The organism is Citricoccus zhacaiensis (assembly GCF_014645315.1).
In the GTDB taxonomy this organism is placed as follows: Bacteria; Actinomycetota; Actinomycetes; order Actinomycetales; family Micrococcaceae; genus Citricoccus; species Citricoccus zhacaiensis.
The window spans coordinates 271,099-285,316 of the sequence record NZ_BMLQ01000004.1 but is presented as its reverse complement, the minus strand read 5'-3'; the positions used below and the strand labels follow the sequence as shown (position 1 = coordinate 285,316).

At 69.4% G+C, this 14,218-nt stretch carries 14 protein-coding genes; 8 read left to right on the top strand and 6 right to left on the bottom strand.

The window, feature by feature from the left end; translation table 11 throughout:
- Positions 1–77 precede the first annotated feature (77 nt).
- The 3 genes from IEX49_RS08625 to IEX49_RS08615 all read left to right on the top strand — a co-directional run bounded on the left by IEX49_RS08625 (position 78) and on the right by IEX49_RS08615 (position 2,950).
- Positions 78–707, top strand: coding sequence for a GNAT family N-acetyltransferase (locus tag IEX49_RS08625; RefSeq protein ID WP_188805747.1), 630 nt, complete (start codon positions 78–80; stop codon positions 705–707).
- Positions 708–962: 255 nt separating this feature from the next.
- The gene (locus IEX49_RS08620) at positions 963–1,673 is read left to right on the top strand and encodes a hypothetical protein (protein WP_188805746.1); all 711 of its coding nucleotides are present in this window, start codon (positions 963–965) and stop codon (positions 1,671–1,673) included.
- A gap of 17 nt (positions 1,674–1,690) precedes the next feature.
- Positions 1,691–2,950 carry a phosphotransferase gene (locus IEX49_RS08615; RefSeq protein ID WP_188805745.1) on the top strand — a complete coding sequence of 420 codons (1,260 nt, stop codon included), beginning with the start codon at positions 1,691–1,693 and terminating at the stop codon, positions 2,948–2,950.
- Between the two features lie 47 nt (positions 2,951–2,997).
- Here IEX49_RS08615 and IEX49_RS08610 read toward each other — a convergent pair whose 3' ends face one another.
- The 4 genes from IEX49_RS08610 to IEX49_RS08595 form a co-directional block, all read right to left on the bottom strand.
- On the bottom strand, positions 2,998–3,696 hold the full coding sequence (locus IEX49_RS08610; RefSeq protein WP_188805744.1) for a response regulator transcription factor: 699 nt from the start codon (positions 3,694–3,696) through the stop codon (positions 2,998–3,000).
- The gene (locus IEX49_RS08605) at positions 3,693–5,303 is read right to left on the bottom strand and encodes a sensor histidine kinase (RefSeq protein ID WP_188805743.1); all 1,611 of its coding nucleotides are present in this window, start codon (positions 5,301–5,303) and stop codon (positions 3,693–3,695) included. The genes IEX49_RS08610 and IEX49_RS08605 overlap by 4 nt, the downstream gene beginning before the upstream one ends.
- 27 nt (positions 5,304–5,330) lie before the next feature.
- Entirely contained in the window at positions 5,331–5,849 is a 519-nt protein-coding gene (locus IEX49_RS08600) for a hypothetical protein (RefSeq protein WP_188805875.1), read from the bottom strand.
- A 133-nt stretch (positions 5,850–5,982) separates the two neighbouring features.
- Complete coding sequence (locus IEX49_RS08595; protein WP_188805742.1) at positions 5,983–7,869, bottom strand: tetratricopeptide repeat protein; 1,887 nt, start codon at positions 7,867–7,869, stop codon at positions 5,983–5,985.
- A 93-nt stretch (positions 7,870–7,962) separates the two neighbouring features.
- On the opposite strand from IEX49_RS08595, the gene IEX49_RS08590 reads away from it, so the two are divergent.
- From IEX49_RS08590 to IEX49_RS08575, 4 genes are all read left to right on the top strand, one after another.
- Complete coding sequence (locus IEX49_RS08590; protein WP_188805741.1) at positions 7,963–8,391, top strand: NUDIX hydrolase; 429 nt, start codon at positions 7,963–7,965, stop codon at positions 8,389–8,391.
- Positions 8,388–9,512: a type 2 periplasmic-binding domain-containing protein gene (locus IEX49_RS08585; protein WP_188805740.1), complete on the top strand. Its 1,125-nt coding sequence runs from the start codon at positions 8,388–8,390 to the stop codon at positions 9,510–9,512. Before IEX49_RS08590 ends, IEX49_RS08585 begins: the two co-directional genes overlap by 4 nt.
- A gap of 114 nt (positions 9,513–9,626) precedes the next feature.
- A complete protein-coding gene (locus tag IEX49_RS08580) occupies positions 9,627–10,859 on the top strand; it encodes a pyridoxal phosphate-dependent aminotransferase (RefSeq protein WP_188805739.1) in 1,233 nt (410 codons plus the stop codon).
- A 10-nt stretch (positions 10,860–10,869) separates the two neighbouring features.
- Complete coding sequence (locus tag IEX49_RS08575) at positions 10,870–11,766, top strand: PPK2 family polyphosphate kinase (protein WP_188805859.1); 897 nt, start codon at positions 10,870–10,872, stop codon at positions 11,764–11,766.
- 111 nt (positions 11,767–11,877) lie between these two features.
- On the opposite strand, the gene IEX49_RS08570 is transcribed toward IEX49_RS08575, so the two are convergent.
- Complete coding sequence (locus IEX49_RS08570; RefSeq protein WP_188805738.1) at positions 11,878–12,072, bottom strand: MFS transporter small subunit; 195 nt, start codon at positions 12,070–12,072, stop codon at positions 11,878–11,880.
- Positions 12,069–13,430: an L-lactate MFS transporter gene (locus IEX49_RS08565; RefSeq protein WP_188805737.1), complete on the bottom strand. Its 1,362-nt coding sequence runs from the start codon at positions 13,428–13,430 to the stop codon at positions 12,069–12,071. Before IEX49_RS08565 ends, IEX49_RS08570 begins: the two co-directional genes overlap by 4 nt.
- Before the next feature lie 207 nt (positions 13,431–13,637).
- On the opposite strand from IEX49_RS08565, the gene IEX49_RS08560 reads away from it, so the two are divergent.
- Positions 13,638–14,207 carry a type 1 glutamine amidotransferase domain-containing protein gene (locus IEX49_RS08560; RefSeq protein WP_188805736.1) on the top strand — a complete coding sequence of 190 codons (570 nt, stop codon included), beginning with the start codon at positions 13,638–13,640 and terminating at the stop codon, positions 14,205–14,207.
- Positions 14,208–14,218 lie beyond the last annotated feature (11 nt).

Here is a 14,218-nt window from a genome sequence, read left to right as displayed (position 1 = left end):
CTTTTCCCTGCCCCGAAGTTCTGCCCCCGCCGTGGGGCGGGGGACGGGCACCGCCTCTCGGACCTAGGATCAGGCACATGCCGCCTGCCGCCACCCTACGGACGACCCATCGCTGGCCCGTGTCCCTGGAACACGGGGACCTCGTGCTGCGACCGTTCCGCCGGTGGGACCAGGAGGAATGGACCTCGCTGCGGGCCCGCAACCGGGACTGGCTCCGCCGCTGGGACGCCACCAACCCTGAGCCGGCCACCGCCCTGAAGAGCTACGGCGAGATGGTGAAGGTCCTCAACCGCTCCGGGAAGGAGGGGACGGCGCTGCCGTGGCTAATCTGCGTGCGGACGTCCGCTGCCGGAGCGCCGGTGATCGCCGGGCAGTTGAGCGTGTCCTCGATCGTGCGCGGTTCGGCGCTCTCGGCGTCGCTGGGCTATTGGATCGACCAGGCCCGGGCCGGGCAGGGGCTCGTGCCGACCGCCGTGGCGCTGGCCACCGACTACTGCTTCAGTACGCTCGGGCTGCACCGGATGGAGATCAACATCCGGCCGGAGAACAGCCCCAGCCGGCGCGTGGTGGAGAAGCTCGGCTTCCGGCACGAGGGTATGCGCCGGGACTTCCTGCACATCGACGGGGCCTGGCGAGACCATGATGCCTATGCCCTGACCTCTCCCGAGGTCCCGGAGGGACTGCTCGCCCGGTGGGAGGGGCGCTGACGAGCCCGAATCCGCGGCGACACGGACAACAAAATGCGCTGAATCACACGGGTGTAGTTCGCGGCCGGTACCGTTTGAGGGGTGGATGCAGGCACAGGTAGTCTTGAGGAGTCGCTCAGCCTTGCACTGGGCTACCTTCCGGACATTCACCTGCACGGATCACTGGTGCTGTGTGCACTGGTGGTGGCGTGGTTGATAGCCATCTACCGGAGGGCGAACAAGGAGCCCCAGCCCAGGAGCCACCGGAGGAAGACCATGAAGCGCACCGCCCAGTCCATGCCTCGGAACAATGCCCGTCCCGTGGACGCCGCGAAGGACTCTGCCGCCGGCTTCCGCGTCAAGTGGGACCGGACCATCATCGCCGCCGTTGCCTTGCTGGCCACCCTCACCTTCCTCGGGGCCGGCATCGCCGCCGCGTTCGGCGCGGGAACCCTCCTGGTCTCCGGCATCGCCGCAGCCGTCGCTGTGGCCGGCGTGGCCACCCTGCGTGCCCTGGCCCTCCGGGACCGCAAGAAGCGCAAGGACCGTCGGATCGAGAGCGCCTTCGATGACGCCATGAACCCCGCCCTGCCGGCAGCCGAGTCAACCGTGCCCACCACCGGGCCGACACGGGTGTTCGATGCGGCCGCCGGTTCCACCTCCGGACATGGTGCCGCGACGGCACCGGCTGAGAAGCCGGCCGCCGCGACGAGCACCGAGCAGGCGGCCACCGGACAGGTGTCCCGTGACGCTGCGGCAGATGAGGGTGCCTCCGCCCTTCCGTCCGTCCCGCGTCCCACCTACCTGGACGCCGAGGAGGCCCACCGGCTGGTGCCGGCTCCGATGGCCAAGCCCGAGGCGCCGCAGGCCAGCCCCGGCGTCAAGCTGAAGTCCGGGGTCTCCGCGGAATACCGCGCCAAGGTCGAGGCCACGGCCAACCGCACCCTGGACCTGGACAAGGTCCTGGAACGCCGCCGGGCCGTCTGAGACCCGGGCCGGCACCGATGCGCAAGGGCGCGCACCGGGACGAAGCGGAGCATCGGCAGGTTCAGTACCTCTCCTCAGGAGCCGTCCGAGACCGTCTTGAAGAGGTCCTCGACGGGCAGGGCTTTCACCTCGATCGCGCCGAACTCGTCGACCTGCAGCACCGCCCCGGTGCCGGGGCCACGGGCGTCTTCCGCGTTCACGTCACCGAGGACCAGTCGGAAGAGCTCTTCGTCGCGCTGACCGCAGAAGCCGTGCCGGACGACGCTGTCCTGGCGGCCGGCGAGGATGGCGGCACCACCTGGTCGGCCTGGTTCCATCCACATGACCCGCTGCTCACCGGTCTGGCGCTGGCGTCCGATCCGACGTCAGTGGCTGCTCTCTGGGGCCGCGGCGGGACACTGGTGGACCTGCAGACGGTCAGCTACCGCCCGCTGCGTCGAGCCGTCCTCCGCGCGGTGGTCGACAACCCTCCTGGCACACGCGACGCCTCTGGCGCCTCCGGCACCGCCGATATCTCTGGCGCTCCCGGGCATCGGACCCTCTTCCTCAAGGTCATGCGCGCCGGGCTGGCCACCCGGCTCCACCACCGCCACACCTTGCTGGCGGCGGCCGGCGTGCCGGTACCCGTGGTGCTCGGCCCTCCGGTGGCCGACGTGCTGGCCTTCGAACAGGGCGAGGGCCAGGTCCTGGCCAACGCGATCATGGCGAACGGGGCACGGCAGGTGGAACCGGCCGACGTCGTGGGAATCCTGGACCGGATGCCCGCCGGTCTGCTGGAACTGCCGCGACGCGACGCCTGGTCTGACCGCACGCCCGACTACGGGCACGCCGCCGCCACCGCTCTCCCGGACCAGGCCCGGCGGATCCGGTCCCTCGTGGAGCACCTGCAGCGGCAACTGGCTGTCACAGACCGTGGGCCGGTGGTGCCCACCCACGGCGACTTCTACGAGGCCAACCTGCTGGTGAAGCAGAACCGCATCAGCTGCGTGCTGGACATCGACGGCGCGGGGCCGGGCCACCGGGTGGACGACCTGGCCTGTTTCCTCGGCCACCTGGCCGTGCTGCCGGCCGTCGACCGCCGATATGTCCACGTGGACGAGGCCCTGCGGCGCTTCCACGGGCACTTCACGACCGGAGTCGACCCGGAGGCGCTGGCGTGCCGGTCCGCCGCGGTGGCGCTGTCCCTGGTGGCCGGTGCCCGGGAATCGGGGCGGAGAGACTGGCAGGGATCGGCTCGGCAGCGGCTGGACATCGCCGAATCGCTTTTGGACCTTTAGATCTTCAGATCCTCAGACCTTCAGATCTCCCGGCTCCGAGGCCCGCCTCAGCCGTCAGCGGGCTGGTAGTCCTTCTCGTCCACCAGGCGGTAGCCGACGCCGCGAACAGTGGTGAACCGCGTGACGCCGAGCTTGTTGCGCAGGTAGCGCACGTAGACATCGACCACGTTGGAGCCCGGATCGAAATCGTAGCCCCACACCCGGGACAGCAGCTGCTCGCGGCTCAGGGCCTGGCCGGGGTGGCGCAGGAACGTCTCGGCCAGGGAGAACTCGCGGGCGGACAGGTCCACCTCAACGCCGCCGATGGCCGCCACATGCCGGATCGGGTCCAGCTCGAGGTCGGCATGGCGCAGCACCGGATCTGCCGGGGCCGAGGACGAGTGGCCCTCGGAGCGCAGCCTCAACCGCACGCGGGCGACCAGCTCGGCGAAGCGGAACGGCTTGGGCATGTAGTCGTCGGCGCCGGAGGTTAGCCCCGTGACGGTGTCCTCACCGGAGGCCCGCGCCGTCAGGATGATGACCGGCAGGCCCGGGTCCTGGGCCCGGATCTTGTCCAGCACCGTGAAGCCGTCCATGTCCGGCAGGCCGAGGTCGAGGATGACGAGCTCGAAGCCGCCGGTCAAGGCCAGGATGAGGCCCTCGCGTCCGGTGGCGGCCACGGTGGTGGCCAGCCCCTCGGCCTTGAGGCCCTTGGCCACGAAGGAACTGATCCGCGGCTCGTCTTCGATCATCAGGATTTGGCTCACGCCGCACCGTCCTTGGGGTGGGAAGTCTTGCTCACTGGAGAACCTACCTGCCGGACGTGGCCGCTGTCCGCTCCATCAAACTCGGTGACGTCCAGAAGGCCGTCTACGGGGCCGTCCAACGGCAGGTCGATGTAGAAGGTGGATCCAATGCCCGGCGCGGACTGGACATCCACGCTGCCGCCGTGGGCCTGGACGATCGCTGTGACGATGTTGAGCCCCAGTCCGGAGCCTTCGGCTCGGGTGCTGTTGGATCCCCGCCCGAAACGCTCGAAGATGCCCTCCCGGTCCTCGGGTCGGATGCCGATGCCCTGGTCCCGCACCCACAGACGCAGGGTGCCGGACAGCGCCTGCGAGCCGAGGGAGACCTTGGAGCCCTCCTCCGAGTACTTCACCGCGTTGGATGCCAGCTGCAGCCAGGCCTGCGTGATGCGCTGGGCATCCAGGGACACGGTCACGTCGGCCGCATGGTCCAGGGTCCAGATCCGGGGTCCCAGCGGGGAGGCCTTACCCAGCACATCTCGGGTGAGGGTCCCGACGTCGGTCGGTGCGGTATCGACGAAGTCCGGCCGGCCGGACTTCGCCAGGGTGACGAGATCGTCCACCAACAGACGCATCCGGTCCAGTTCGTCGAGGGCGATCTCCCGGACCTCGCGGACGTCGGCCGCGTCTTGGGCATCCTGCAATTCCAGGTGCCCCTGGACGATGGTGATGGGGGTGCGCAGCTCGTGCCCGACGTCGTCCAACAATTGCCGCTGGGACGAGAAGGCGCCCTGGAGACGGTCCAGCATCTCGTTGAAGGTCTCGGCCAGCTCGGCCACGTCGTCCTGCCCCGAGACCGGGACGCGGCGCCGCAGGTCCGTGCCGGAGATCTCCGCTGCCGTGGACTGCAGGATACGCAAGGGATGGAGCAACCGGCCCACCAGGAGCCACCCGGCCACACCGACCACGATCATGACGCCGAAGCCGACGAGGCCGTAGGTCAGGAAGGTGCTGTCCAGGTCACCGAGCTCGGCCGAGAAGTCGTAGGCGAGGAGCATCAGTGACGGCGCCGTGTCATTGTCGAAGTGGATGGGCACGGCGACGGCCCGGTAGGTGGTCTGGGCGGTGGTGACCGTCTGGATGGCCACCTCGCTCGAGCCGGACTGGTCCGCCGCCCACTGCACGAGTTCGGGATCCGACTCGAGGCGGAGCTTCACGGCCGAGGACGCCGTCCAGCTGATCTCCCCGTCCTGAAATCCCAGCATGCCCTCGTACTCGGCCGGCAGGGTGCGCTGCATGGCCGTGAACACCAACTGGTCGGAGGCGGAGAACGGCTCACCGGAGGCCGGATCGATGCCCTCCTGTGCGAGGATGCGGAACTCCTGGACCGAGCGCGTCAGGGAGTCGTCGACCTGCCGGGCCATGTCACTGCGCTGCAGGGCGTAGGCCGTCGCCCCGGAGAGCAGCAGGGCCACGGCGGTGAGGAAGACCAACAGGGCGACCACCCGGGTGCGCACGGGCAGGGCACTCCAGTCGGTGACCAGGGCCCGAAGGGTCCGCAAACGGCCGCCGGCCCGGGATTGCTCCCGGGCCGGCGACGCTGGGTGCGATCCCGGGGGAGCGGTCATCGCCACGTTCCGGGAGTGCGGTGGCGATCAGTCGTCGTCATCATCGTCATCCTCCCAGTCGTCATCGTCCTCGTCATCATCCCAGTCATCGTCGTCATCATCGTCGTCGTACGTGGGCTGCTGGGGTGCGGGGTTTGGCACCGGCTGGGGAGCCGGCACGGCGAGACGTGAGTCCGAGCCGGAACCACCCGAACCAGAGCCGCCGGAACCGGACCCGTCCTCGGCCGGGGCGGTGGTCGACGGACCGGGCTTGGAGGAGATCTTGACCCGAGAGGACGGGGGCTCGGTGGCAGCTCCGGACGAGCTGCCGGAAGACGACGGAGACGGAGAAGGGGAGGGGGAGGCGGTGCCGGGCGGAGTGGAGGCGACGCCGGCCGAGGACGGAGCGTTGCGCTCGCTCGCGGACGGGGCATCACTCACGGCGATCATCGCGCCGAGGTCCACCGGCCTCGGCTGAGCGGAGACCACGGCGATTCCCAGGGCTGCCATGACCGCGACCACCATCATGATGACGGTGGCCTTGAGTCCCTTCCCGGCGTTCTTCATGCCCTCCATGATCGCGCGTGATCATGAGTCCAAGATGAGAAACCGCCCGTTCCGCATGAGAAACCGGTGAAAGAGAACGGGCGGCCAGGTCAGTTCGGCCGAGTCCGCCGGCGCCGGTCAGCCGGTCAGTCCGTCAGTCGGTCTCTCGGTCGCTGTCCGGACCACTGTCCGCCGTGCCCGCCTGGCCGGTCTGACCAGTCTGGGCACCGTCGGGGTCCTCCGTGCTGGCGGCGGCATCGGCCTCGAGGCGTGCCTTCGTGGCGCCCTCCTCGTCCCCGGACAGGTCCAGGGACTGGGCCAGCCCGAGCCAGGCGGCCATCCTCAGGTACCGGGCGGTGTCCTCCTGCTCGGTGATCATCCGGAAGAGGGAGGCAGCCTCCTCGGCACGCTCCTGCTCCAGCAGGACGTAGGCGGCGAACAGCTCGGCGTTGGAGGAGGCCATGGCGTCCTCCGAGGCGGCGAACAGGTCCGCTGCTGTGAGGGCGGAGGACACGGCGGCCGCGCCCTTGCGCAGGGCCCACAGGCCGCGGGCCCGGGTGTCCGTGAAGTCGGCCTCGTACCAAGACGCGGAGGAGTCCTGGGCCAGGGCGATGGCCTCATCCAGCAGGGCCACCCCGCGCTCCTCGCCCAACTCGCACAGGACGTGCCCGAGCGCGTGCAGGGCCTGGGGGAGGACCGCGGGATCGTTGTCCTCAGAACCATCGGGGCCTTCGCCCCGGCGGGCCAGCTCCACGGCACGGGCGAACCGCTCGGCGGCTTCCTCCGGTTTCTCCTGCCGGTTCAGCAGGGCGCCGGAGGCGAGGTACATGCGGGCCGCCTCATCGGTGGCACCGGCCTGCTCGAACAGGGTGGAGGCACGGCCCCAATGCTCCAGGGCCTCTGCGGGCCGGTTCTGATGACGGGCCGCATGGCCCAGGTCCACCAACGCGCGGGCCAGGCCGGGCAGTCGCCGGGCGGCCTCCTCGCGGCGCACCAGGCCGGCCAGCACGCGTTCGGCGAGGGCATGCTCCTCGGCCTCCAGCAACTGGTGCCCCAAGGCGAGCGTCAGGTCCGAGGCCTCCGGGACCTCCCCCTGCTCGGCCTGGGCCACGGCCACCTTCCAGGCGAGGATGGAGGCCTGCTGGTCGCCGGCGTCGTCCGCCATGCCGGCCAGCAGGGCCGCGGCCGAGGCGGCACCCTTGCGCACCCCGGCGGCGGCGTGCAGTTCCACCGAGCGCAGGGCATCGAGGATGGCAGTGGCCGAATCCCCCCGTTCATGGGCGACGACGGCCTTCAGCATCCACATGGCGGCCCGCACGGCGCGATTGGCCTGACCGGCGAGGACCTCATCGGCAACCTCGGCGGACCTTTCCGGCTCGTGGCCCATCAGACGGACGTGGGCCAGGAACATGCGCGTGGACGCCAACGACTCCGGGGGCACCGGTACGCCGGCGGCCACCCGGGCATCGAGGATCTCGAGGCATTCCTCCAGCAGGTCGACGGCGGGATCGAACCGACCGTCCTCGACCTGCCGGACGGCCAGGGCCGCCAGCACGTCGGGCAGCACGGTATCCACGGAGTGGGCGGACCGGGTCCGCTCGCCCTCCAGCACGCCCTCCAGCACGGTGGCCTCGAACGATTCGGGCTCACGGAGCAACATGGTGCCGAGCTCGGCCTCCAACCGGGCCTGGTGCGGGTAGCCGGCCTCGGCCAGGACCTGGGCGCGGTCGGCGATGTGACGGGTGGCGGCGGCATGGTCGCCGGTCAGCGCGGCCACGGAGGCCAGGGCCCGGTACAGGCTGGCACGGTTGACCGGGTCGCGGCCGCCGGGTGCCGTCAGGCCCGCCTCGGCAGCACGGGTGGCACGCGCCAGGTCCTCGGCGTAGGCAGCCTCGTAGGAGACGTCCAGCCAGCCGCGGGCCGTGTCCGGCTCGCCCTGGGGCCCTCCCGTCGGCGAACGGCGGGCCAGGACGGCGTTCAGGCGGACCGTGAGGTCCTCCGGCAGCTCCGGCGTCGGCTCAGCGCCGTCGTGCTCGGTCATCCCAGCCCTTCGTGATCCCATGTCGTTCCTGTGTGCTCTGCAACCCATCCAGTATTCCAGACGCGCCCGTCCCCAACATCTAGACTGGTGAGCATGGATTTCGACAGCCGGGTCGGCGCCTACGGCGTCGTCATCCGTGACCGTGCACTCCTGCTGAGCCTCTGGGAGGGACCCACCGAGAACATCTGGACGCTGCCCGGCGGCCAGGTGGAATTGGGGGAGCAACCCCACGAGGCCTGCGTGCGAGAGATCATGGAGGAGACCGGCTACCTGGCCGAGCTGGGCGACCTGCTCGGCGTCACCAGCCGCACTATCGAGGGTGGCCACCGCATCTCCCACCCGGGACGCCCCCTGCTGACCGTCCAGGTCCTGTACCGTGCCGCCATCGTCTCCGGCGAACTGCGTCCGGAGGTGGACGGATCCTCCATCGACGCCGCCTGGATCCCCCTCGCGGAGCTGCACCGCCACCGCACCTCGCCGACCGTCCACCGGGCCCTCGAGCTCGCCGGGGTCAGCCGATGAGGGCGCAGAAGGCCGGCGGCCTGATCGCGGCCACCGCGCTGGCGGCCGGCGTCCTGGCCGGCTGCACGCCCACCCCGGGCCATGACGACCCGACGGCCGAGGGCACCCCTGCGGCCACGACATCCCCGACCCAGACGCCCGTCTCCGTCATCACCGGGTCCCGTCCGGAGGAACAGCTGCTGGCCGTGGTGCTGGCGCGCCACCTCGAGAACAAGGGCTTCCCCGCGGCCGTGGGAGAGCCGTCCGCCGAACCCTGGGGCGCGGCCGGGGAACAGCAGGTCGCCGTGGTGGACACCCTCGCCATGGCCACACAGCTCGTTCCGGACCTGCTCGCCGGAGAGGTCCCGACGCCGTCTCCGTCGCCCGCGGCGTCCGGCTCCGGCACCCCGTCCGCAGCCGGCCCGAGCTCCGCTGTGAGCGCGACAGCGTCACCCAGCGCGCCGCCGTCGGACCCCGCCCCGGCCTCGCCGACCGGCCATCCGACCGCCACGGGCTCGCCCACGCCCCTGCCCGAGGGGCGTCCCGCAGCAGATGCCCAGGGCACCACGGCGATGGTCTCCGAGTACTTCCCGGAGGACACCGAGGTGATCGGGGCCTCCTCGGGCACCATGCGGCTGCAGGCGGTCACCACCTCGGCGCTGTCCGGGCTGTACGAGATGGAAGAGCTCACCGACCTCAACGGCCTGTGCGACCGGATGGTGTTCGCCCCGGCCTCCGCCGCGGCCGTGCACGGCGAGCGGCTGGACGTGCTGGCCGGCTGCGAACCGGCCGAGTGGATCGAGGAGGGCGAGGCCGGTGCCGCCGTGGACCTGGTGACCGGACGGGCCGACGTCGCGCTGCTGTACGGGACCGACCCGGCGATCCCCGACCACGCCCTGGAACCCCTCGGGGACGCGGGCCGGGTGCTTCCGGAAGGACGCGTGCTCATGGTGGCCGAACCGGACGTCCTGCCCCAGGGGGCGTCGGACGCGGTGAACGAGGTCGCCGGGAAACTCAACGGTGAGATGCTGGTCGAACTCCAGCGGCTCGCCACCGGACCGGACCGCCTCCCGGGCGAGGAGGCCGCCCAGTACTGGCTCGTCTCCGCCGGACTCGAGGAGACTCCCGAGAACTGGTTCTGACCGGCTGTCCGCTCGCAGTCGCGAGAGCGCCGCAGGCAAGACAGTGCGGGAGGACCCGCAGTGTCCCGCCGTCACTCCCGCGATCCGCCGGCCCGCGGTTCTAGGATGGGGCCCATGGCAAAGACACGGACCGGTCAGATCAAGCAGTCTTCGAAGCTCCTCAACGTGCGCTATGACGTGCGCGGACCGATCCTGGAAGAGGCCCAGCGCATGGAGGCGGCGGGCCACCGCATCATGAAGCTGAACATCGGCAATCCGGCCCCCTTCGGCTTCGAGGCCCCGGATGCCATCCTCAAGGACATGGTCTCCCACCTGCCGCACGCCCAGGGGTACTCCGACTCCCGCGGCATCTACTCGGCCCGGACCGCGGTCAGCCAGTACTACCAGTCCCGCGGGATCATGGGCATCGACGTGGAGGACGTCTTCATCGGCAACGGCGTCTCCGAACTGATCTCGATGGTGCTGCAGGCGCTCGTGGACGACGGCGACGAGGTGCTCATCCCCGCCCCGGACTACCCGCTGTGGACGGGTGCCACCACCCTCTCGGGCGGCAACGCGGTGCACTACCGCTGCGTCGAGGAGGAGGGCTGGTCCCCGGACCTCGAGGACATCGAGTCCAAGGTGACGGACCGGACCAAGGCCATCGTCATCATCAACCCGAACAACCCCACCGGGGCGGTCTACTCCCGCCAGGTGCTCAACGGGATCGTGGACATCGCCCGCCGGCACAACCTGGTGCTGATGAGTGATGAGATCTACGAGAAGATCCTGTACGACGGCGCCCGCCACATCAACGCGGCCGGACTGTCCGACGACGTGGTGACCCTGACCTTCTCGGGGCTGTCCAAGGCCTACCGGGTGGCCGGGTTCCGCTCCGGCTGGGTGGCCATCTCCGGGCCCAAGCACCGGGCCACGGACTTCCTCGAGGGCCTGACCCTGCTGGCCAACATGCGCATGTGCGCCAATGTCCCGGCCCAGCACGCCATCCAGACCGCCCTGGGTGGTTACCAGTCCGTCAACGACCTCATCCTGCCGGGCGGACGGTTGCTGGAACAGCGCAACCTGGCGCAGAAGCTGCTGTCCGAGATTCCCGGGGTGAGCGTGCAGCCGGCCCAGGGTGCCCTGTACCTGTTCCCGCGGCTGGATCCGGAGGTCTACCGGATCGAGGACGATGAGAAGTTCGTCATCGAGCTGCTGCGGGCCCAGAAGATCCTGGTCTCCCACGGCCGCGCCTTCAACTGGCCGGACACCGACCACTTCCGCCTCGTCACGCTGCCGAACGTGCGGGACCTGGAGGAGGGCATCGGCCGCATCGCCGATTTCCTGGAGGACTACCGTGAGCGTTAAAAGGCACGTGATGGAGTTCAATCTGGACCCGTGGCGTGTGCTGCGGGCCCGCTCCTCTGATGGTGCGCCGGGGGCGCCGGAGCCCCCGGCGCCCTTGGGGCCGGTCGACGTGGACCCGGACACCAAACCGGGCTACCTCGGCGGCAAGGCCGAGGGGGAGGCCACCCTCCAGGCCCGTGCCGAACGGCTGGCCGAACTCCAGGAGCTGCTCTACGCCAACGGCGTGGCCGGCACCCTGGACGAGCACGGGCGGGGCCGCTCCCTGCTACTGGTGGTCCAGGCGATGGACACCGCCGGCAAGGGCGGGATCATGCGGCACGTGATCGGCGCGATGGACCCCCAGGGGGTGGAGGACGCGGCCTTCAAGGCTCCCACCGAGGAGGAGAAGCAGCAGCACTTCCTCTGGCGCATCCGCCCGCATGTCCCGCAGGACGGCTACGTGGGCGTCTGGGACCGGTCTCACTACGAGGATGTGCTGATCCACCGGGTCCGCGGACTGGTTCCGATGGAGGAGATCGAGCAACGCTACGCGGACATCCGTGCGTTCGAGCAGGAACTCGTGGCGGGTGGAACCCGCATCATCAAGGTCATGCTGCACCTGTCCAAGGATGAGCAGAAGGAGCGCCTGGCTGAGCGGCTGCAGCGCCCGGACAAGTTCTGGAAGTACAGCCCCTCAGATGTGGATGAACGGGCGTATTGGGACGAGTACATGGAGGCGTACCGGGCCGCCATCGGCGAGACGGACACCGATGACGCTCCCTGGTTCATCGTCCCGGCCAACCGCAAGTGGTACTCGCGGATCGCCGTCCAGGAGCTGATGATCAGCGTGCTGGAGGGTATGAACCTGGACTGGCCGCCGGCCGATTTCGACGTGGCGGCAGAGCAGAAGCGTCTCGCCGCCAGCTGATAGTCAGTCGATCCCTACCTGATACGGCCGCATGCAGACGGACCGGGGGCCGTGCACCGGATCCAGTGCACGGCCCCCGGTCCGTCGTCGGTCTGTGAAGGACGCTCGGTCTCAGCCGGTGAAAAGCGCCGAGGCCTTGATGCCCGTGTCGATCAGGCCGTAGGCCAGGGCCGCGATGACGATCAGCGCGAGGAAGACGGCCACGGCGCGGTACGGACCGCCGGTGTCTCGGGCCGGGGCGCTGCCGCCGGCGGCAGCCTCGGCCCGGGAGAGGTCCTCGTGGGAGTTCTCGGTGCTGTTGCTCATGTGATGGGCTCCTTCTCGCGCACCCGATCCTCAGGCACGTAGTGTTTCTTGTCGACCGGACGGACCAGCAGGTTGGCGATGAAGCCGACGGCCAGCAGGCCGACCATGATGTACAGCGAGGCGGTGTAGAGGTCGGCTCCGGTGAGTCCGGCTGCGGCCTGCGCCTCGATGACGCTGTTGACGATCAGCGGACCGGCCACACCGGCCGCTGACCACGCGGTCAGCAGACGCCCGTGGATGGCCCCGACCTGGTACACGCCGAACATGTCCTTCAGATAGGCCGGCACGGTGGAGAAGCCACCGCCGTAGAAGGAGATGATGACCATGGTGGCGATGATGAAGACCACCAGATTGGCCCCACCCATGAGGGCGATGACCAGATACATGGCCAGCCCGATGCCCAGGTACATCATGTAGTTGTTCTTTCGTCCCCAGTAGTCCGAAGTGGTGGACCAGACGAACCGACCGGCCATGTTCGCGATGGACAACAGGCCGACGAAGCCAGCGGCCGCGGCCGGGGTGATCCAATCGAAGTAGTCCTGGATCATCGGGGCAGCGTTCTCCAGGATGCCGATGCCGGCCGTGACGTTGCAGAACAGGACGATCCACAGCAACCAGAATTGCCGTGTCTTCAGGGCCGAGTTGGCGGACACGTTGCCCTTGGTCTGCATCGGCTTGCTGGCGGCCTTCGAGGGATCCCAACCGGTGGGCTTCCAGTCCGGATGGGGGACACGGATCACGATCGCACCGAGGGCGATGACCACGGCGTAGATGCCGGCCAGCGTCAGGAAGGTCTGCATGAGGCCCGCTTCCAGCTGCTCGGCCTCGGATCCGCCTCCGAAGAAGGACATCAAGCCGTTGGACATGGGGCTGGCGATGAGCGCGCCGCCGCCGAAGCCCATGATGGCCAGGCCGGTGGCCAGGCCCGGCCGGTCCGGAAACCACTTCATGAGCGTGGACACGGGGGAGATGTATCCGATGCCGAGGCCGATGCCGCCGATCACGCCGTAGCCCAGATAGACCAGCCAGAGCTGGTCGGTGGCCAGGCCCAGGGTGGCCACGAGGAAGCCGACCACCCAGAAGGAACCGGCGACGACCATGGACTTGCGGGGCCCGGAACGCTCCACCCAGGTACCCCCGAAGGCCGCGGCCAGGCCGAGCATGGCGATCGCCACGGAGAAGATCCACCCGACGGCGACCTCACCGGTGCCGAAGTGGCCCATCATGGGGATCTTGAAGACGCTGAAGGCATAGACCTGGCCGATGCACAGGTGGATCGCCAGTGCGGCGGCCGGGATCAGCCAGCGGTTGAATTGTCGAGGGGCAACAATGGCCTCTCGATCAAGGATGTTGGGCATGACGGTGCGGTCCCCTCCGAATTGCCAGCGACCAGAGGTGCGTGGTCAACCGGCGGTTGTGTTGCCTTGAGTGATGCTCATGACGTTTTTCGCTTCAACCTTGCAGAGGCTAGCCCCGTGATATCACGAGGTCAATGAAGGCGTTGCGTGCCGCCGTCGGCGAACAGGGCTTGCACTGGCCCCGGGGGAACGTGCTTAGGGTGGGGCATGACTACACAGCAGCTCCAGGGAAAGTCCATTGCCTTCCTCGCCACCCGTGGGGTGGAGCAGGTCGAACTCACCTCGCCGTGGGATGCCGTCATCGCCGCCGGGGGACAGCCCCGGCTCGTCTCGGTCGAGCCCGGCACCATCACCGCCATGAACGGTGACTGGGAGCACGGGGACACCTTCACCGTCGATCACGCCGCCGGTTCCGTCTCTGCCTCGGATTTCGACGGCCTGGTCATGCCCGGCGGCACCTTGAACGCGGATGCACTCCGCGTGGACGCCAGTGTCCAGGAATTCGTTCGCGGGTTCTTCGAGGCGCACAAGCCGGTGGCGGCCATCTGCCACGCACCGTGGACCCTCATCAATGCCGGCGTGGTCCAGGGGCGCAAGCTCACCAGCTACCACTCGCTCTCCGAGGACCTGAAGAATGCCGGCGCCACCTGGGTGGACGAGCAGGTGGTGGTGGACCAGGGTCTGACCACCAGCCGCAACCCGGGTGACCTGGACGCCTTCAACGCCAAGATGGTGGAGGAGTTCGCCGAGGGAAAGCACTCCGGCCAGACCGCCTGAGTCCGCCTGAA

Excerpts from the sequence above, each read along its gene's own strand:
- IEX49_RS08600 (WP_188805875.1), bottom strand. The coding sequence starts at position 5,849 with ATGAAGAACGCCGGGAAGGGACTCAAGGCCACCGTCATCATGATGGTG.
- IEX49_RS08625 (WP_188805747.1), top strand. The coding sequence starts at position 78 with ATGCCGCCTGCCGCCACCCTACGGACGACCCATCGCTGGCCCGTGTCC.
- IEX49_RS08565 (WP_188805737.1), bottom strand. The coding sequence starts at position 13,430 with ATGCCCAACATCCTTGATCGAGAGGCCATTGTTGCCCCTCGACAATTC.
- IEX49_RS08585 (WP_188805740.1), top strand. The coding sequence starts at position 8,388 with ATGAGGGCGCAGAAGGCCGGCGGCCTGATCGCGGCCACCGCGCTGGCG.
- IEX49_RS08605 (WP_188805743.1), bottom strand. The coding sequence starts at position 5,303 with ATGACCGCTCCCCCGGGATCGCACCCAGCGTCGCCGGCCCGGGAGCAA.
- IEX49_RS08560 (WP_188805736.1), top strand. The coding sequence starts at position 13,638 with ATGACTACACAGCAGCTCCAGGGAAAGTCCATTGCCTTCCTCGCCACC.
- IEX49_RS08615 (WP_188805745.1), top strand. The coding sequence starts at position 1,691 with ATGCGCAAGGGCGCGCACCGGGACGAAGCGGAGCATCGGCAGGTTCAG.
- IEX49_RS08620 (WP_188805746.1), top strand. The coding sequence starts at position 963 with ATGAAGCGCACCGCCCAGTCCATGCCTCGGAACAATGCCCGTCCCGTG.
- IEX49_RS08580 (WP_188805739.1), top strand. The coding sequence starts at position 9,627 with ATGGCAAAGACACGGACCGGTCAGATCAAGCAGTCTTCGAAGCTCCTC.
- IEX49_RS08595 (WP_188805742.1), bottom strand. The coding sequence starts at position 7,869 with ATGACCGAGCACGACGGCGCTGAGCCGACGCCGGAGCTGCCGGAGGAC.
- IEX49_RS08570 (WP_188805738.1), bottom strand. The coding sequence starts at position 12,072 with ATGAGCAACAGCACCGAGAACTCCCACGAGGACCTCTCCCGGGCCGAG.
- IEX49_RS08575 (WP_188805859.1), top strand. The coding sequence starts at position 10,870 with ATGGAGTTCAATCTGGACCCGTGGCGTGTGCTGCGGGCCCGCTCCTCT.
- IEX49_RS08590 (WP_188805741.1), top strand. The coding sequence starts at position 7,963 with ATGGATTTCGACAGCCGGGTCGGCGCCTACGGCGTCGTCATCCGTGAC.